This is a genomic window from Actinokineospora sp. PR83 (genome assembly GCF_021056305.1).
GTDB classification, from domain to species: Bacteria; Actinomycetota; Actinomycetes; order Mycobacteriales; family Pseudonocardiaceae; genus Actinokineospora; species Actinokineospora spheciospongiae.
The window spans coordinates 56,442-75,713 of the sequence record NZ_JAJCXD010000030.1; the positions used below are offsets into that span (position 1 = coordinate 56,442).

Consider the following 19,272-nt stretch of genomic DNA (forward strand, 5'->3'; position numbering starts at 1 on the left):
GGGTCAGACCCCCGTGGTGGTGGCGGGAACGGGCGGCAGGAGCCTGCCCCGGACGAAGTAGTCGAGCATCCTGCGGAAGTACTCGGGGTCGAGCGCGGGCGGGCGGGCCAGGTCGGGCGGGAGCACGGTGAGCACGTTGCCGCAGTCCATGACCGGCATGTCCCGGTCGGGCGTCTCGCCGATCATCGCCATCAGCGGGGCGAGGGCGTTGTCCTCGCCGTCGCGGTCGACGTGCTCGACCAGGGTGGTGCGCCACCGGTCGAACGGGACCAGTTCGACGTCGTGGCCGAAGCGGCGGATCTCCTCGAACAGGGTGTTCCACTCCAGCGGCTTCGGGTCGATGGCGTGGTAGTTGCGGCCCAGGCCCTCGGGCCGCAGCGACAGCTCCACGATCACCCGCACCAGGTGGTCGACCGTGCCGACCGACAGCGCGTACCGGCGGCTGGGCGCCAGGCCGAGCTGCACGCAGCCCTGGATGACCTTGGTGACGTAGTCGTCGGCGTTGGTGGCGCCGCTGCGGCTGTCGGCGAGCACACCGCCCGCGCGGTAGACCGACACCGGGATGCCGCGCGAGCGGGCGATGTCGACCAGGCCCTCGGCGACCCACTTGCTCTGGCTGTAGGAGGTGTCGTGGCCGATGGGCGGGGGCAGCGGGTCGTTCTCGGAGATGACCCTGGTGTCGGTGAGGAACGCCCCGGCCAGCACCGCGAGGGTGGACACGTGGTGCACGGGCTTGAGCCGCACGGTGGTGGCGAAGCGCAGGACCTCCTGCGTCCCCAGCACGTTCGAGGCCTTCAGCGCCCGGTACGGCCGGACGAAGTTGACCCACGCCCCGCAGTGGTGCACCGCGTCGACCTGGCCCGCCAGCTCGGTGAACCGCTCCTGCCCCAGGCCCAGCAGCGGCTTGGACAGGTCGCCGACGACAACCTTGAGCCTGCTCTGCCAGGGGCCGGTGAGCCCGAACGAGTCGAGCTTGGCCCGCACCCGCTCCATCCCGGCGGCCTCGTCGGCGGCGCGGACCAGGCAGTGCACGGTCGCCTTGGTGCGCTGCAACAGCTCCGCGCAGAGGAAGGCCCCGACGAAGCCGGTGGCCCCGGTCAGCAGGATCGCCCTGGGGTCCCCGGTGGACATGGGGGCGAGGCCGTCGGTGGTGATCGACTCGTCGAGCACCACCTCGTCCTCCAGCACCGGGCCGGTGCCCGCGGGCTTGCCGTCGCCCAGGCCCAGCGCCCGGTCGACCAGCGCGGCCATGGCGGCCACGGTGGGCGCGGACATGACGTCGCGGGCGGTCAGCGAGGTGGCGCCCATCCGGCGCAGCTCCTTGGTGACCTGGGTGACCATCAGCGAGTGCGCGCCCAGGTCGAAGAAGTCGTCCTCCACCCCGACCGATTCCACGCCGAGCAGGTCGCACCAGATCTCGGCGACCTTGCGCTCGCGCTCGGTGCGCGGTTGCAGGCGGTTGTCTGCGCCGTTCTCGCCAAGGGCTTCGTCGCCGAGGACCTCCTCCACCGCGGCGGCGACCGCGGCGACGACGTTCTCCTGCAGGCGTCCGGCTTCGACCCAGTGGCGCTTGCCCTCGAACGGGTAGGTCGGCAGCGGGACGCGGGACGGTTCGGCCTCGCCGTGGAAGGCCACCCAGTCGATCGGCACGTTGGCCTGCCACAGGCGGCCCACGGCGGTGACCAGGTGCGCCAGGTCCGGCAGGGTGTCGCGGGCCAGGCCCATGGTGGACACCGCGACCGGGGCCGGGGCGATCCGCTGCCCGGCGGCCAGCGAGGTCAGCGCCTTGCCGGGGCCGACCTCCAGCAGCACCCGGTTCGAGGTCGCCAGGACCTCGCGCACGCCGTCGGCGAAGCGCACCGGCTGCCGCAGGTGCCTGCCCCAGAACTGCGGGTCGGTGGCCTGCTCGTCGGTGATCCAGGTGCCGGTGGCGCTGGAGACGAACGGGATCCGCGGCGGGTTGAGCGCCAGCGCGGAGACCTTGGCGACGAACTCGTCGAGGAACGGCTCCACCATCCACGAGTGGCTGGCCACCGGCACGCTGACCTTGCGGCAGTCGATGTCCTTGGCGCGCAACTCCTTGGTGAACGCGGCGATGTCCTCGTCCGGTCCGGCGACCACGGTCAGGTCCGGGGAGTTGACCGCCGACACCGAGATCCGCTCCGGCAGCAGCGGCACCACCTCGGCCTCGGGGAGCTGGATGACCAGCATCTTCCCCGGCGCCATGCGGGCGAACAGCTCGCCGCGGGCCAGGGTGATCTCCAGCGCGTCGGCCAGGCTGAACACCCCGGCCAGGCAGGCCGCGACGTACTCGCCGAGGCTGTGCCCGATCATCGCGGCGGGGGTGATCCCCCAGGCCATCAACTGCTTGGCCAGGGCGTACTCGACGACGAACAGCGAGGACACCACACCGGCGCCCTGGTCGCGGCCCATCATCACCCCGCCGCCGCTGACGGCCTTGCCCTCCAGCGGGGCGAACGCCGACGGGAACAGCAGCCTGCGCAGGTCGAAGCCCAGCCGGGGCTCCAGCAGGCGGGCGCACTCGTCGACCTCGGCGCGGAACACCGCTTCGCTGCGGTAGATGTCGAGCCCCATGTCCGGGTGCTGCATCCCGCCGCCGGGGAAGGCGAACACGGCCTCGCGGGGCCCGTCGGCGGCGGCCCGGGTGTCGAGCCGGTTGGCCTCCTCGCCGCGCAGCGCGCGGACCGCGTCGGCGGTGTCGGCGCACACGGCGAAGCGCCGGGTGTCGAAGCCGCGGCGGCCCGCCTGGAGGGTGAACGCCACGTCGGCGAGCGGCACCCGGGCGCCGTCGCCGTCGAGGTGCGCGGCGAGCCGTTCGGTGGCGGCGTCGAGCGCGGTGCGGGTGCGCGCCGACAGCGGCAGCAGCTGCCACGGCCGGGCCGGGCGGGCGGCGGGCGGTTCGGGGCCCTCCTCCAGCACCACGTGGGCGTTGGTGCCGCCGACGCCGAAGGAGCTGACGCCCGCGCGCCGGGGGTGCTCGGAGTTGTCCCAGTCGGTGGCCTCGGCGGGCACGTAGAACGGGGTGCGCTCCAGGCCCAGCAGCGGGTTGGGCGCGGTGAAGCCCGCGTTCGGCGGGATCTGCGCGTGGTGCACCGCGAGCGCGGCGCGCATCAGCCCGGCGATGCCCGCGGCGGCGTCGAGGTGGCCGATGTTGGCCTTGACCGAGCCGATGGCGCAGTAGCCGGTGGCCTCGGTGTCGAACGCCTGGGTCAGCGCGGTGATCTCGATCGGGTCGCCGACCTGGGTGGCGGTGCCGTGCGCCTCGACGTAGCCGATGGTGCCGGGGTCGACGTCGGCCACCACGTGCGCGGCGGTGATCACCCGGGCCTGGCCCTCCACGCTCGGCGCGGCGAACCCGGCCTTGAGCTGCGAGCCGTCGTTGTTGACCGCGCTGCCGCGGATGACCGCGTAGACGTGGTCGCGGTCGGCCACGGCGTCCGACAGCCTGCGCAGCACCAGGGTCACCGCGCCGTTGCCGGGGACGGTGCCCTTGGCGTCGGCGTCGAACGGGCGGCAGTGCCCGTCCGGGCTGAACAGCCCGGAGTCGGCCACCGGGTAGCCGGTCTTGAGCGGCACGTTGATCGACACGCCGCCGACGATGGCGGCGTCGCACTCGTAGTTGAGCAGCGACTGGCAGGCCAGGTGGGTGGCGACCAGGGAGGTCGAGCACGCGGTCTGCACGGTCATCGCCGGGCCGGTCAGGTCCAGCAGGTGCGCGATGCGGGTGGCGAGGAAGTCCTTGTCGTTGAACATCCTGGCCAGCGGCGCCATCGGCGAGCGCTGGAACCGGGGGTTCGTGGCCAGGTTCGCCATCTGGTACTTGTTCATGAAGGTGCCCGCGAACACCCCGACGGTGCCGCCGAAGTCGGCCGGGTCGTGGCCGCTGTCCTCCACCGCCGCCCAGGCGGTCTCGCACAGCACCCGGTGCTGCGGGTCCATCGTCTCGGCCTCACCGGCGTTGAAGCCGAAGAACCCGGCGTCGAACCGGTCGGCGCCCTCGACGTGCCCGGAGGCGGGCACGTAGTCGGGGTCGTCGAGGACCTCGGGGGCGGTGCCCGCGGCGATCAGCTCGTCGCGGCCGAACCGGGTGATGGACTCGATGCCGTCGCGCATCGCCCGCCAGAAGTCCGGCGGGGTGGTGGCGCCGGGCACCCGGCAGGCCATCCCGATGATCGCAATCGGTTCCAGGCCCTCGTCCGGTTCCCCGGTGGGCTGGTTGGTGTCGCTCACTGACCGCTCCGCTTCCCGCGCGCCTTGGCCCGGCGGCCGAGCGCCGCCGCGCGCCGCCCCGCCGCCTGCCGTGCCTCGTCCAGTTCCGTCGACGGTCCCGCGTCCTCGGCGAGCGCCGTGGTCAGCGCGCGCACGGTCGGGAACCGGAAGATGTCCACCAGCGACAGCCGGTCGCCGAGGACGGCCACCAGCCGCATCCGCAGTTGGACGGCGAGCAGCGAGTTGCCGCCGCTGTCGAAGAAGTTCTCGTCCAGGCCGACCCGCGGCACCGAGAGGACGTCGGCGAACACCTCGGCCGTCGCCCGTTCCCGGTCGGTCTCCGGCGCCTGGTAGGCCACCGTCCGCTTCTGCTCGGGGTCGGGCAGCTTGGCCCGGTCGACCTTGCCGTTCGGGGTGAGCGGCAGCTCGTCGAGCAGCACCACCGCGGCCGGGATCATGTAGTCCGGCAGCGACTTGGCCAGGAACGCCTTGACCGAGGTGTCGGTGAGCGCCTGCGCCGCGCCGGGCACCGGCACGCAGTAGGCCACCAGGTGCCGGGCCGCCTCGGTGCCGCGCACGGTGGTGACCGCGGCGCGCACGTCGGGGTGGGCGCGCACCGCGTCCTCGACCTCGCCGAGTTCGATCCGGTGGCCGTGCAGCTTCACCTGGTGGTCGAGCCTGCCCAGGAACTCCAGTTCGCCGGTGCGCCGCCTGCGCACCAGGTCGCCGGTGCGGTAGAGCCGGGCGCCGGGGACCGCGCCGAACGGGTCGGGGATGAAGCGCTCGGCGGTCAGCGCCGGGCGGCCGAGGTAGCCGCGGGCGATGCTCTCGCCGCCGATGAGCAGCTCACCGGGGACGCCGATCGGGGTGGGGCGCAGGTGCGCGTCGACGACGTAGGCGCTGACCCCGGCCAGCGGTGAGCCGATGACGACCGGTTCGGTGTCGGAGACCTCCCAGGTGGTGGCCCACACGGTGGCCTCGGTGGGGCCGTACATGTTGTGCGCGCCCGCGCTGGGCAGGCTCGCCAGCCGCTCGGCCAGCGGCCCGGGCAGGGCCTCGCCGCCGACCAGGATGCGGCGCAGCCCGCCCAGCGCGGAACGGGAGTCGTCGTCCTCGACCAGCATGGCCGCCAGCGACGGGGTGCACTGGAGGTGGGTGACGCCGTGGCGGCGCAGTTGCGCGGGCACCGGCTCGTCGGCCGCGGCCTTGCGCGCCCGGTCCTCGCTGACCTCCTTGGCGACCGCGAGCTGCTCCAGCGAGTCGAGCACCGCGTCGTGCCCGACGCCGAAGTCCACCAGGCAGGCCACCTCGTCGACGCCGATCAGCTTGAGCCGGTCCACGATGTCGGCGCAGTGCTCGGGGGTGCCCAGCAGGCCGGAGGTCTCGAAGAAGCGGTCGAACGCCTGCGCCACCAGGGCGTCCAGCTCGTCCTCCGGCAGGTTCTTGAGGTCGACCTCCTTGCCCATCGCCTGGCCCAAGCCGGAGAGCAGGTCGAAGGAGGACTTGATGTAGGCCGACAGCGGCTCGCGGACGACCTCGCGCACCGCGTCGACGTCGGTGCCGACGTAGGAGTGCAGCATGACCGTCACCTGGCCGTCGCCGGGGTGCCCGCTCTCCCGCCACGCCTGCCGGTAGAGCGCGATCTTGTGCGAGAGCTGCTCGATGGAGTGGCCGAGCAGGTGGGTCAGCAGGCCCGCGCCCGCCTCGCCCGCCATCTGGAAGGTCTCCGGGCTGCGCGCGCTGGTCACCCAGACCGGCAGGTCCGCCTGCACCGGGCGGGGGAAGACCCTGACCGACGCCTCGGCGTCGACGCCGTTGCGGCGCCGGGCCTCGCCGCCGCGCCAGAGCGCGCGCAGCTTGGCCAGCCGGTCCATCATGATCTTCTTGCGGTCGGCGTAGTTGTCCGGGGCGAGCACGAAGTCGTTGGGCTGCCAGCCGGAGGCGATCGACATGCCGACCCGGCCGCCGGAGATGTTGTCCACCACCGACCACTCCTCCGCGACGCGGAGCGGGTCGTGCAGCGGCAGCACCACCGACCCGGCGCGCACGGCCACGTTCTCGGTGATGGCCGCGACGGCCGCGGCAGTCACCGACGGGTTCGGGTAGAGCCCGCCGAACTCGTGGAAGTGCCGCTCCGGGGTCCACACGGCGGTGAACCCGTTGCGGTCGGCGAACTTCGCGCCCTCCATGAGCAGGCGGTAGCGGTCCTCGGGGGAGCCGCCCTTGTCGCCGCCGAAGTAGAACAGGCTGAAGTCCATCCTGCGGGTCTGCACCGACGCGGGCACCGGCGCGGAGTCGGCCGCGGTGGTCGCCGTGGGCTCGTCGCCGCGCACGACCACGCGGTAGCCGCGGGCCAGCGTCCACAGCAGCTCCAGCACGGAGATGTCGAAGGACATGCTGGTGACCGCGAGCCAGGTGCCGGGGGCGTCGCCGCCGAGGACGCGGTCCATGCCGGTGAAGAAGTTGAGCGCGTTGCGGTGCGAGAGCACGACGCCCTTGGGCTTGCCGGTCGACCCGGAGGTGTAGATCAGGTACGCCATGTCGTGCTGCGAACCGCGCCCGGCGGCGGGCACACCGTCCACGGTGGCGGGTTCTTCGTCGTCGAGGCGGACCACGGTGGCGGGCAGCGCGGTGAGCCGCCGGGCCAGGCCGCCGCGGGTGACCAGGACGGGGGCCTGGGAGTCCACGACCATGAACGCCACCCGGTCCGGCGGGTAGCCGGGGTCCAGCGGCAGGTAGCCGCCGCCCGCCTTGAGGATCGCCAGCAGGGTGATCACCAGGTCCGGCGAGCGGTCCAGGTACACGCCGACGGGCACGTTCGGGCCGACGCCGTGCGCGCGCAGCCGGGCGGCCAGCGCCTCGGCCCGCTCCTCGACCTGCCGGTAGGTCAGCGCGTCCGCGGGGGCCTGGTCGGCGCCGAGCAGCGCCGGGGCGTCCGGGGTGCGGGCGGCCTGCGCGGCGATCAGCTCGTGGATCAACTCGTCGCCGATCGGGGCGCCGGTGGGGTTCCAGTCGACCAGCACCCGGTCCAGGTCCACCTCGGTCAGCACCGGGAGGCGGCCGATGGGCTGCCCCGGGTCGGCGACCGCCGCCGCGAGCAGGGTCTGGAAGTGCTCACCGAGCTGGTGGGCGGTGGCCTCGGTGAACAGGTCGGTGCAGTACTCCAGCCGGAAGCCGAGCCGGTCGGCGGAGTTGGTCATGCTCAGCGTCAGGTCGAACTTCGCGGTGGCGGTGTCGCCGGGGACCATGACGACCTCGCAGCCGGGCAGCCGCAGCCCGGCGCCCGCGTCGACGTCGTGGTAGCTGAACATGAGCTGGAACAGCGGGTTGTGCGCGGGGTCGCGGCTGGGGTGCAGCTCCTCGACCAGCTTCTCGAACGGCAGGTCCTGGTTGGCCATGGTGGCCCGGGACTCCTCGCGGACCCTGGCCACCAGCTCGGCGAACGTGGGCTGCCCGGACAGGTCGACCCGGTGCACGACGGTGTTGGCGAAGAAGCCCACCAGGTGCTGGATCTCCGCCCGCGAGCGGGCCGAGGCCGGGGAGCCGACGATGGCCTCCGCCGACCCGGTGTAGGCGTGCACCAGCGCGGAGAACGCGGCCAGCAGCACCGCGAACGGGGTCGCCGCACTCGCCCTGGCCAGCTCGGCGACCGCCGCTGCCACCTCGGGGGCGACGGTGAAGTCCAGGTGCGCACCCGCGTGCGTCTGCGACGGCGGCCGGGGCAGGTCGGTGGGCAGGGTGGCCAGCGCCGGGGCGCCCGCCAGCTTCTCCCGCCAGTAGGCCAGCGCCTCCCGCAACGGCTCCCCGGTCAGCCTGCCGACCTGCCACTCGGCGAAGTCGGCGTACTGCGTGGGCAGCTCCGGCAGCACCGGCTCCTCACCCGCCAGCCGGGCCCGGTACAGCTCGGACAGCTCGGCGTCGAGCAGGCCCAGCGACCAGCCGTCGCACACGATGTGGTGCAGCGTCAGGCAGAACCAGTGCTCGTCGCCGCCCAGGGACAGCAGCAGCGGGCGCAGCTTGAGCCCGGAGTCCAGCGCGAACGGCGCCCGCGCCTCGGCGGCGGCCAGCTCGGCGGCCACGGCGGTCGGGTCGTCCTCGCCGGACAGGTCGCGCACCGGCACCAGCACCGGCCCCGGCGGCTCGACGAACTGCCGCGGCTCGCCGTCGACGTCCTTGAACACCGTGCGCAGCACCTGGTGGCGGCGCACGACCTCGGTCAGCGCGTGCTCCAGCGCGGGCACGTCGACCGGGCCGGTGATCCGGTGCACCAGCGGCACGAGGTAGACGGCGCTGCCCGGGTCGAGCTGCTCCAGGAACCACAGCCGCTGCTGCGGGTAGGACAGCGGGTGGTGGCGGTTGGCCATCCGCTCGCGCAGCTTCGCCGCCAACTGGGCGCGCCGGTCGGGCGGCGCCGCGGTCACGTCGGTCATCGCTCGGTCTCCGTGTTCAGCTCGGTCTCGCGCAACAGTGCGTCCACTTCCTCGTCGGTCAGTTCGTCGAGCCGGTCGAGCAGCAGTTCCTCCGCGCTGGGTCCCGCGCCGATGGCGGCGGCACCGGCACCGCCCCTGGTCGCCTCCACCCGCTCGGCGAGCCGGGCCACGGTGGGGGTGTGCAGGAAGTCGCGCAGGGCCACGTCGCAGGACCACATCTCGTTGATCCGGGCGACCAGCCGCATGGCCAGCAGCGAGTGCCCGCCCAGGGCGAAGAAGTCGTCCCGCGCGCCGACCCTGGCCAGCCCCAGCGCCGCGGCCACCAGGTCGGCCACCTCGGTCTCGGTGCCCGGTCGCGGTGCCACGAAGTCCCCGGAGGCCGGGCGCTCGTCGCCGACGGCGGGCAGCGCGCGGCGGTCGAGCTTGCCGCTGGCGGTCAGCGGCAGCTCCGGCAGCTCCACGAACACCGCGGGCACCAGGTGCGGCGGCAGCCGGTCGGCCAGGAACTCGCGCAGCGCGGTCGGGCTGAACTGCGCGCCCGGCCGGGCCACGGTGTAGGCGACCAGGCGCTTGCCCGAGGGCGGCTCGTCCACCACGACCGCGACCTGGGCCAGGCCGGGGTGCTCGCCGAGGGCCGACTCGACCTCGCCCGGCTCGATCCGGAAACCGCGGATCTTGACCTGGTCGTCGACGCGGCCGAGGAACTCGATGGTGCCGTCGCCGAGCCTGCGGACCCGGTCGCCGGTGCGGTAGAGCCGGGAGCCGTCGGCGGCGAACGGGTCGGGCAGGAACCGGTCGGCGGTCAGCGCCGGGCGGTTGGCGTAGCCGCGGGCGACACCGGGGCCGCCCAGGTACAGCTCGCCGGGGACGCCGTCGGGCACCGGGCGCAGCCGCGCGTCGAGCACGTGCGCGGTGGTGTTGGCGATCGGCCGCCCGATCGGCACCGACGGAGCGCCCTCGGCGACGTGCTCGATGTGGTGGCACACCGCGAACGTGGTGGTCTCGGTGGGGCCGTAGCCGTTGACCAGCCGGTCGGGTCGCAGCGCCGGGTCCAGGGCGAGCAGCGCGCGCACCCGGCCGACGTTGAGCGCGTCGCCGCCGACCATCAGGGTGCGCAGCCCGGAGAAGCTGTCCGGGTGCCCGGCCATGACCTCGGTGAACAGCGCCGAGGTCAGGAACATCCCGGTGACCCCGCCGGCCTTGAGCGCCCGCCCGAGACCGCCGGGGGCCAGCAGCTCGTCGGAGGGGATGACGCAGACCGCGCCGCCGTTGAGCAGCGCGCCCCACAGTTCGAAGGTCAGCGCGTCGAACGAGGCGTCGGCGACCTGGGCGAAGCGCTCCCCCGGCCCGAAGGCGGCGAAGGTGCTGCCCTTGACCAGCCGGGCGATCGCGCGGTGCGGGACCTGCACGCCCTTGGGCCTGCCGGTGGAGCCGGAGGTGAACATGGTGTAGGCGATCGTGTCGGCGCGGGCACCGGTCGGCCCGGTCCACGGCGCGGCCGCGGCCAGCGCCTCGGACCACTCGTCGATGGCGAGCACCCCGGTGCGGGCGCCGAGCCGGTCGCGCAGGCCGGAGCGGGTGACGACCACCGGGGCGTCCGCGTCGGCGAGCATCCAGCGCAGCCGCTGCTGCGGGTAGCCCGGGTCCAGCGGCACGTACGCCCCGCCCGCCTTGGCCACGGCGAGGAGCACGGTCAGCAGCTCGTGGCCGCGGTCGAGCATGACGCCGACCGGGGTCTCCCGGTCGACCCCGCGTTCGCGCAGCAGGGTGGCGATGCGCCCGGCGCGGTCGTCGAGTTCGGCGTAGGTCAGCTCGACCGCGCCGTCCACGACGGCCACCGCGGCCGGGTCGGCGGCGACCTGCTCGGCGAACAGCTCGGCGATGGTGCGGTCGTCGGGGAACGGCACCCGGTCGCCGGTCGCGGCGGCGACCAGGCGGGCCTCGTCGGCGTCGGTGGTGAGCGGGAGCTGCGACGCCGGGGTGTGCGGGGCGGCGACCGCGGCGCGCAGCAGGGTCTGGAACCGCTGCACCATCAGCCGCATGGTGGACTCGTCGAACAGGTCGGTCGCGTACTCCCAGATCAGGGTGATCGCGCCCGCGCTGCCGTCCAGGCCGCGGCCCGCGCGCTGCTCGGCGCGCGGGATGACCACGACGTTGATGTCGGTCTTGGCGGAGTTGTTGTGCCGCTCCTTGACCGTGCCGGTCAGGCCCGCGAACTCCAGGCTCGGCACCTGCGAGTCGTGGAAGCTGAACATGACCTGGAACAGCGGGTTGCGCGACGGGTCGTGCCGCAGCGGCAGCGCGTTGACCAGCTTGTCCAGCGGCATGTCCTGCCACTCGTTGGCCCGGCCGACGGTCTCGTGGGTGCGCCGCACCAGTTCGTCGAAGGTCGGCTCGCCGTCGAGGCGCACCCGCAGCGCCAGCGTGTTCACGATCATGCCGATGACCTGCTCGACGTCGGCCAGCCGCCGGTTGGCCACCCCGCTGCCGACGACCACGTCGTCCTGCTGGGCGTAGCGGGAGACGACCGCGGCGAACCCGGCGAGCATGGTGCTGTAGAGGGTGACGCCGCGGGCGTGGCTGTAGGCGCGCAGCGCCTGGCACAGGTCGCCGGGCAGGTCGAGGTTGAGCGCGCGCCCGGCGAAGCTCTGCGACGCCGGTCGCGGCCGGTCGGTGGGCAGGTCGAGCGCGGCCGGGGCACCGGCGAGTTCCTTCGTCCAGTGGCCCAGGTAGCGGTCGAGGACGTCACCGCGCATCCAGTCGCGCTGCCACGCCGCGAAGTCCACATAGGACACCGGGAGCTCGGGCAGCGGCGAGGGCTGCCCGGTCACGGTGGCGGTGTAGAGCTCCTGCACCTCGTTGAGGAACACGCCGTAGGACCAGCCGTCGTGCACCAGGTGGTGCTCGACGTGGATCAGCGAGTGGTCGTCGTCGGCCAGCCGCACCAGGACCCAGCGGGCCAGCGGCGGCGCGGCGAGGTCGAACGGGTCGGCCACGGTCTCGCGGACGATCGCCTCGGCGCGCTCCTCGCGGGCGTCCTCGGGCAGGTCGGTCAGGTCGAGGACCGGCAGCGGCACCGGCATGGGCGGGTGCACGACCTGCATCGGCCTGCCGTCGATCGGCAGGAACGCGGTGCGGTAGATCGCCTGCCTGCGCACGACCTCGTCCAGCGCGGCGCCGAGCGCCTCGATGTCGAGCGGGCCGCGCAGCCGGATGGTGGCCTGCGCGTTGTAGGCGAGGTTGCCCGGCGACAGGCTCTCCAGGAACCAGATCCGCTCCTGCGGGTGCGCCAGCGCGACCGGCTCGCCCTCGGCGACGGCGCCCGCGGTGATCGGCGGCACCGCGGGGGCGTCCTCGCCGGAACCGTCACCCGCGTCGAGCAGGGCGGCGGTCGCGGCAACCGTGCGGGTCTCGTACAGCCTGCCCAGCGGCAGCTCCCGGCCCAGCGACGAGCGGACCCTGGCGGCGTAGCGGCCCGCGAGCAGCGAGTGCCCGCCGAGGTCGAAGAAGTCGTCGTGCGCGCCGACCCTGGGCAGGCCCAGCAGCTCGACCAGGATCTCCGCGAGCGCGCGCTCGGTGGGGGTGCTCGGCTCGACGTAGTCCGCGCCCGGCTCGCGCTCGGGGGCGGGCAGCGCGGTGCGGTCGATCTTGCCGCTGGGGCTCAGCGGCATCTGCGGCAGCACGACCACCGCCGACGGGACCATGTGCGCGGGCAGCAGGCCGCGCAGGTGCTCGACCAGCTCGCCGCCGGTGACGCCGTCGGCCACCGCGTAGCCGACCAGCCGCTCCCCCGCGCCGTCGTCGCGGACCAGGACGACCGAGTCGGTGACGGCGGGGTGCGCGACCAGCTCGGCGGCGACCTCGCCCGGCTCGATCCGGAAGCCGCGCAGCTTGACCTGGTGGTCGACGCGGCCGAGGAAGTCCAGGGTGCCGTCGGCGGCCTGGACCACCCGGTCGCCGGTGCGGTAGAGCCGTTCGCCGGTGACCGGGTGGTCGATGAACTTCTCCGCGGTCAGCTCCGGGCGGTCGAGGTAGCCGCGGGCGACACCCGCGCCGCCGATCGCCAGCTCGCCCGCGGTGCCCGCGGGGACCAGGCGCCCCTGCTCGTCGAGGACGTGGGCGGTGGCGCCGGGGATGGCCGTGCCGATGCCGGGCTTGCCACCACCGGGGACCACCTCGGCGGTGCTCGCCCACACCGTGGTCTCGGTCGGGCCGTAGGCGTTGAACATCCGGCGGCCGGGCGACCACTGCTCGGCCAGCGGCTCGGGCAGCGCCTCGCCCGCGCACACCAGCACCCGCAGCTCCGGCAGCTCGGCCCGACCGACGGTGGCCAGCACCGACGGCGGCAGCGTCACGTGGGTGACCCGGTGCGCGCGCAGGAAGTCGGCCAGGCCGGGGCCGGGGGCGATGGCGTCGCGCGGTGCCAGCAGCAGCTCCGCGCCCGAGCCCAGCGCCATGGCGATCTCGAACACCGACGCGTCGAAGCTCGTCGGCGCGAACTGGAGCACCCGCGCGCCGGGACCGGCGTCGAACAGGCCGAGCTGGGCGGCGGCGAGGTTGGCCAGGCCGCCGTGGGTGAGCTGCACGCCCTTGGGCCGCCCGGTCGAGCCCGAGGTGTAGATGACGTAGGCCAGGTCCTCGGGGCCGACCTCGGGGAACTCGACGCCCTCGGGGTCCTCCCCCGCCGTGGGTGAGAGCACGTCGACGACCCCGCCGGAGAGCACGTCACCGGTCGGGCCGTCGGCGAGCAGCAGGCCCACCTTCGCGTCGGTGACCATGTAGCGCAGCCGCTCACCGGGGTAGGCCGGGTCCAGCGGCAGCCAGGCCGCGCCCGCGCGCAGGATGCCGAGGATCGACACCGCCAGTTCGAGCGAGGGCCGCGCCGCGACGCCGACCAGGTCGTCCCGGCGCACACCGCGGCGCAGCAGCGCGGCGGCGAGCCGGTCCGCCCGGTCGGCCAGTTCGGCGTAGGTGAGCGCGCGGTCGCCGAACCGGACCGCGGGGGCGGTCGGGGTGGTCGCGGCGTGGTGGTGGAAGACGTCCTGGAACAGCGGGGACGACGGAGACATGTGCGTCAGTGCTCCCATGCGGTGGGCGGCAGGGTGTTCGGGGAACGGGGCTGCGGAGTCCGGCGTGGACGGTCAGGCGAAGTGCCAGGTGGCGGTGGTGGGGCCGGTGAACACCAGCCGCGAGGCGGGGCCGAAGACCAGCTCGGCGGGCACGTCGTCGGTCCAGGCGCCGGGTTCGAGGTCGAGGCGGATCTCGGCGACCCGCTCGCGCGGCCAGTCGCCGACCCGCAGGCCGATGGTCAGGCCGGGGCCGACCAGCTCGGTGCCCCCGGCGCCCTCGGTCGGCACCCAGCCGAAGGGGGCCAGGGCGGCGGTGAGCGCGGCGGCGCGGTCGGCGCCGACGAGCAGGGTCACCCCCGAGACGTCGCGCAGCAGCGACGCCGGGTCGGCCGGGCGGCCCAGCACGGCGTCGAGGTAGGCCGCGCGGCGCATCGCCCCGCCCGGCTCGGCGACCGCGCCGAGGGAGGCGAAGTACTCCGGGGTGACCTCGTTGAGGAACAGCAGCAGCGGGTTGCCCGCACCGAGGTCGACGTTGATCAGGTGGTACCAGGGCTGCGGTTCCTCGTGCCCCTCGACCACCCGGCGGACCAGGTCGTGGTGGTGGCGCACGGTCCCGGTCGCGTCGAGCAGCGCGCGGGCCCGCGGGGAGGAACCCGGCTCCTCGAAGGAGAACACCAGCCCGCCGCTGAGCGGGGCCGAGCCGGGCATGTCCGCGCCGAACAGCTCGACCAGGGTGCTGCGCCCGGCGATGCCCAGGGTGGAGTACTGCCCGGCCACCGAGCTGTCGGCCTTCTTCACCTTGATCCGGCCGAGGCGCTCGGCCAGGAAACCGGCCTCCTCGACCGCCCGGTGGGTCTCGGCGTCGAGCAGGACCATCACGTGGTCGAGCCTGGGCACCGGTCGGTTGTCGACCGCCGCGGCCGCACGCGTCATCTTCCGATACTCCGATCGCAGTATGAGCACGAACAATATGTCCGAAAAATCACCTGGCGCCCCGGCGGGAACACCGGGCGCCGGAAGAATTTAAATCGCTTCCAGCGTCGCCGCGCACATTTGCGGCCCCGAATGATTACCGCACCCGACACCCTGGGTCGCACTGGGGATAACCCTGCACACCCCCGGGGTTTCCCTGGGATTCCCCAGGTTCGACCACGGTGGAAGAGGTGTTCCCTGCCGTCGTTCGGCCGAAGGGAAGCGTGCGTTCGCACCAGTGCGGCCACTGTGGGGAATTATCTTCCAGTTTCCCCATCTGCTCGACAATGATATTCCTCTTGACAGGCCCGATATCGACGTCAACCATTGCGTCGGTGTCGCCGGATCGGCGCCGAGAACATTTTCCATCACCGTTTGTCACCATTGTTGTTCGTATGGTCACGAGGAGTGCCGTGCAGATCGAAATCCTGGGCACAGTCACGGTCACCGTCGACGGCGAGCAGCGCCGCATCGGGTCGCACAAGGTGCGCGCCCTGCTGGCGACGCTGGCCCTGGACGTGGGGCGGGCGATCTCGCACGGCGAGCTGGCCGACGAGCTGTGGTCCGGGCACCGGTTGGGCAACTCGCGCAACGCGATGCAGGCCCACGCCACCCGGCTGCGCAAGGTCGTCGACGGCCCGGACCGGCGGGAGAGCAGGCTGCGCGCGATGCGCAACGGCTACCTGCTCGACATCCCCGCCGAGAGCGTGGACGCCAACCGCTTCCTCGACCTCGCCGCCCGCGGCGCGGCCGAGGTGCGCACCGACCCGGAGTGCGCCATCACCGCGCTGCGCGCGGCGCTGCGGCTCTGGCGCGGCCCGGCCCTGCTGGACGCGGGCGACGGCCTGCGCTGCCGCGGGGCGGCGGCGCTGTTCGACGAGCGCAGGCTCACCGCCTGGGAGGACCTGGCCGCGGCCTGGCTCCTCGTCGGCCGCGAGCGCGACGCGGTGGCCGAGCTGAGCCAGCTCGTGGAGCAGCACCCGCTGCGCGAGCGGTTCTGCGAGCTGCTGATGCTGGCGCTCTACCGCACCGGCAGGCAGTGCGAGGCGCTGGAGCTGTTCCAGCGCAACCGCCGCCACCTCGACACCGAGCTGGGCCTGGAGCCGTCGGCGTCGCTCAAGCGCCTGCACGCCGACGTCCTGGCCCAGGACCCCGGGCTGGTCCTGCCGTCGGCGATCTGGTGGTCGCAGCGCGAGTCGCTGGCCGCCAGGTGAGCCCCGCGGGCTGACCCGCCGGGTCAGCCGGTCGCCGCGGCGACGGGGGCCGCACCGGTCACCGCCGCGCCGCGCGGCGGCCGGACCATGCTGTGCAGGACGGCGGTGGTGGCGGGCTCGGGCATCCCCTCGACGTGGATGCCCGCCTCCACCTCCAGCTCGGCCACCCCGCGCCTGCTCACCCGCACCTCGGCGAGCCGGGCCATGGCCCGGATGCGGCTGCCGACCGGCACCGGCCGGTGGAAGCGCAGCGCATCGACGCCGGTGTTGACCACCGACCCGACGCCCCGGATGGCGAACACCTCGTCGAGCAGCGCGGGGAACACCGACAGCAGGTAGTACCCGTGGGCGACGGTGCGCCCGAACGGGCCGGTGGCGGCGCGCTCGGGGTCGGTGTGGATCCACTGCCGGTCCCCGGTGGCCTCGGCGAACAGGTCCACCTCGGCCTGGGTGACCTCGTGCCAGTCGCTGACCCCCAGGTCCTCGCCCGCGGCGGCGGACAGCTCGCCCACGCTCTGGAAGATCCTCATCGCACCGCTCCGGTCTCGTGGAGTTGTCTACATGGGACTGTCCGGCGCGGGGCCGCCACCGCGGCGGGCCCGCTTCCCCTCGGACGAGCCGAATGCTAGGGCCCCGGCGCTGACCGCACGGTGACCGCGGGATGACGGTGAGGTCGCCCCGGCCCCCCGTTACCGCCCCGTCAACGCGCCGTCAGCGCCGGGGCACAGGCTGGACCCGAAACCCCGACCCTGCCCGAAGGAGGATCGACGTGGCAGCACCGCCAGCCCCAGCGCGGGCCGCGGTCCTGTGCGGCACGGGCAGCTTCCTGCCCGCGCGCCGGGTCAGCAACGACATGCTCAGCGCCACCCTGGACACCTCCGACGAGTGGATCCGCACCCGCACCGGCATCGGCGCCCGGCACTTCACCGATCCCGGCACCACCACCTCGGACCTGGCCGCCGCGGCGGGCGCCCGCGCTCTCGCCGACGCCGATTCGTCCGGTGTGGACGGTGTGGACACCGTGGTGGTCGCCACCACCACCCCCGACCGCCCGTGCCCCGGCACCGCCCCGGTGGTGGCCGCCAAGCTCGGCCTCTCCGGCGCCGCCGCGTTCGACGTCTCGGCGGTGTGCACCGGTTTCGTCTACGGCCTGGCCACCGCGGCCGGGCTGATCGCCGCGGGCGCCGCGCGCCGGGTGCTGCTGGTGGGCGCGGAGACCTACTCCAGCATCCTGGACCCGGCCGACCGCACCACGTCGGTCATCTTCGGCGACGCCGCGGGCGCGGTCGTGCTGCGCGCGGGCGAGGAGGGCGAGCCCGGCGCCGTCGGCCCGTTCGACCTGGGCAGCGACGGCGACGGCGTGGACCTGATCACCGTGCGCGGCGGCGGCGCCGAGCAGCGGCTGTCCGGCCGCCCGGCCGAGGCGGGCGACCGCTACTTCGCCATGGCGGGCAAGCAGGTCTTCTGGCAGGCGGTGCGCCACATGGCCAAGTCCTCCCGCGCCGTGCTCGACCAGGCCGGGTGGCGGGTCGACGAGGTGGACCACCTGGTCGGGCACCAGGCCAACATCCGCATCCTCAACCGGCTCGCCGACGACATCGGCGTCCCGCGCGAGCGCAGCATCACCAACATCGCCGAGGTCGGCAACACCTCCGCGGCCTCCATCCCGCTGGCCCTGGACCAGGCCAGGGCGGCCGGGCGCCTGCACACCGGCGACCGGCTGCTGCTCACCGCCTTCGGCGGCGGGCTCACCTGGGGCTCCACCGTGCTGACCTGGCCGCACCTGGCCGGGTCCGCGCAGAGCACATCCACGGCACCACCCCTGTCCCGATCCCGATCCCGATCCGAGGAGAGCACCCGATGACCTCACCCATGTACGACACCCTCGTCGACCTGCTGGTCACCCGCTTCGAGGTCGACCGCGCCGAGATCTCCCCCGAGGTGACCTTCGAGGACCTGGACATGGACTCGCTGTTCCTGGTGGAGCTGCTGGTCGTCATCCAGACCGAGACCGGGGTGGAGATCAGCGAGGACACCGCGTCCCCGCGCGACACCATCGGCCACGCCGCCGAGGCCATCGCCGCGCAGGTCCTCGAGGCCACGGCGGCGAAGTCCTCGTGAACGACGCGTCGATCGCGGTCACCGGGCTGGGCCTGGTGACCGCGGCCGGGATCGGCGCCGAGGCGAGCTGGGCGGGGGTGTGCTCGGGGGTCTCCACCGCCGCGCACGCCCCCGCCCTGGCGGGCCTCCCGGTCGACATCGCCTGCACGGTGCCGGACTTCTCGGCGAACAAGCTGGTGGGTCGGCGCAGCTCGCTCAGCCACGACCGGTTCGTGCAGCTCGCCATCGTGGCCGCCCGCGAGGCCGTCGCCGACGCCGGGCTGGACCCGCGCACCTGGGACGGCGCCCGGGTCGGCGTCGTGGTCGGCTGCGGCCTGGGCGGGGTGAGCACCTGGGAGCAGCAGCACCGCAGGCTCCTGGAGACCGGGGCGACCTCGGTCTCGGCGCTGCTGATCCCGATGCTGGTGCCCAACATGGTCGCGGGCCACCTGGCCATGGACCTCGGGGCGACCGGCCCCAACTTCGTCACCGCCACCGCGTGCGCCTCCGGTGCCACCGCGATCGGCACCGCGCTGTCGCTGCTGCGCGACGACGTGTGCGACGTCGTCATCACCGGTGGCGCCGAGGCCGGGGTCAGCCCGCTCATCGTCACCGGCTTCGCCCAGATGGGCGCGCTCTCGCGCAGGCTGGACGACCCGGGCGCCGCCTCCCGGCCCTTCGACGTCGACCGCGACGGGTTCGTCGTCGGCGAGGGCAGCGGCATCCTGGTGCTCGAGCGCGAGGCCGACGCCCGCGCCCGCGGCGCGAAGGTGCGGGCCAGGGTCGCCGGGTACGGCGCCTCCGCCGACGCCTTCCACATGACCCAGCCCGACCCCGATGGCCGCGGCGTCAAGCAGGCCACGCGGATGGCGATGACCGCCGCCGGGGTCGGCCCGGACGACGTCGACCACGTCAACGCGCACGGCACCTCGACCCCGCTCAACGACCAGACCGAGGCCGCGGTGCTGCGCGACCTGCTCGGCCACCGGGCCGCGGTCACCTCCACCAAGGGCGTCGTCGGGCACACCCTCGGCGCCGCCGGGGCGATCGAGGCGGCGCTGACCGTGCTGACCATCGAGAACTCCACCGTCCCGCCCACGGCCAACCTGGCCAACCAGGACCCGAAGGTCGAGCTCGACATCGTCACCGGGGCGCCGCGCGCGCAGCGGACCGAGGTCGCGCTGAGCAACTCCTTCGGCTTCGGCGGCCAGAACGCCGTCCTGGTCTTCACCTCCGCCTGACCCCGACAGGAGCGGC

9 protein-coding genes are annotated in these 19,272 nt (G+C 74.0%); 4 read left to right on the top strand and 5 right to left on the bottom strand.

Annotation, left to right across the window (positions count from 1 at the left end; genetic code table 11):
* Positions 1-3: 3 nt before the first annotated feature.
* The 4 genes from L6E12_RS10885 to L6E12_RS10900 form a co-directional block, all read right to left on the bottom strand.
* Positions 4-4,251 (bottom strand): type I polyketide synthase, encoded by a 4,248-nt coding sequence (locus tag L6E12_RS10885; protein WP_236227755.1) that lies wholly within the window; start codon positions 4,249-4,251, stop codon positions 4-6.
* The gene (locus tag L6E12_RS10890) at positions 4,248-8,660 is read right to left on the bottom strand and encodes a MupA/Atu3671 family FMN-dependent luciferase-like monooxygenase (protein WP_236227756.1); all 4,413 of its coding nucleotides are present in this window, start codon (positions 8,658-8,660) and stop codon (positions 4,248-4,250) included. The genes L6E12_RS10885 and L6E12_RS10890 overlap by 4 nt, the downstream gene beginning before the upstream one ends.
* Positions 8,657-13,729 (bottom strand): non-ribosomal peptide synthetase, encoded by a 5,073-nt coding sequence (locus L6E12_RS10895; protein ID WP_236227757.1) that lies wholly within the window; start codon positions 13,727-13,729, stop codon positions 8,657-8,659. The genes L6E12_RS10890 and L6E12_RS10895 overlap by 4 nt, the downstream gene beginning before the upstream one ends.
* A gap of 72 nt (positions 13,730-13,801) precedes the next feature.
* Positions 13,802-14,662: a DUF5829 family protein gene (locus tag L6E12_RS10900; protein WP_236227758.1), complete on the bottom strand. Its 861-nt coding sequence runs from the start codon at positions 14,660-14,662 to the stop codon at positions 13,802-13,804.
* A 452-nt stretch (positions 14,663-15,114) separates the two neighbouring features.
* Between L6E12_RS10900 and L6E12_RS10905 the strand changes: the two genes are divergently transcribed.
* Positions 15,115-15,915: an AfsR/SARP family transcriptional regulator gene (locus L6E12_RS10905; protein ID WP_236227759.1), complete on the top strand. Its 801-nt coding sequence runs from the start codon at positions 15,115-15,117 to the stop codon at positions 15,913-15,915.
* Between the two features lie 23 nt (positions 15,916-15,938).
* On the opposite strand, the gene L6E12_RS10910 is transcribed toward L6E12_RS10905, so the two are convergent.
* Positions 15,939-16,445 carry a MaoC family dehydratase gene (locus tag L6E12_RS10910; RefSeq protein ID WP_236227760.1) on the bottom strand — a complete coding sequence of 169 codons (507 nt, stop codon included), beginning with the start codon at positions 16,443-16,445 and terminating at the stop codon, positions 15,939-15,941.
* Positions 16,446-16,684: 239 nt separating this feature from the next.
* Here L6E12_RS10910 and L6E12_RS10915 point away from each other — a divergent pair, with 239 nt between their 5' ends.
* Genes L6E12_RS10915 through L6E12_RS10925 form a run of 3 tightly spaced genes read left to right on the top strand, consistent with a single transcriptional unit; the run spans position 16,685 to position 19,256 of the window.
* Complete coding sequence (locus L6E12_RS10915) at positions 16,685-17,779, top strand: beta-ketoacyl-ACP synthase III (protein WP_236227761.1); 1,095 nt, start codon at positions 16,685-16,687, stop codon at positions 17,777-17,779.
* Entirely contained in the window at positions 17,776-18,036 is a 261-nt protein-coding gene (locus L6E12_RS10920) for an acyl carrier protein (RefSeq protein ID WP_035280621.1), read from the top strand. Before L6E12_RS10915 ends, L6E12_RS10920 begins: the two co-directional genes overlap by 4 nt.
* The gene (locus L6E12_RS10925; protein WP_236227762.1) at positions 18,033-19,256 is read left to right on the top strand and encodes a beta-ketoacyl synthase; all 1,224 of its coding nucleotides are present in this window, start codon (positions 18,033-18,035) and stop codon (positions 19,254-19,256) included. Before L6E12_RS10920 ends, L6E12_RS10925 begins: the two co-directional genes overlap by 4 nt.
* The last annotated feature ends 16 nt before the right edge of the window (positions 19,257-19,272 follow it).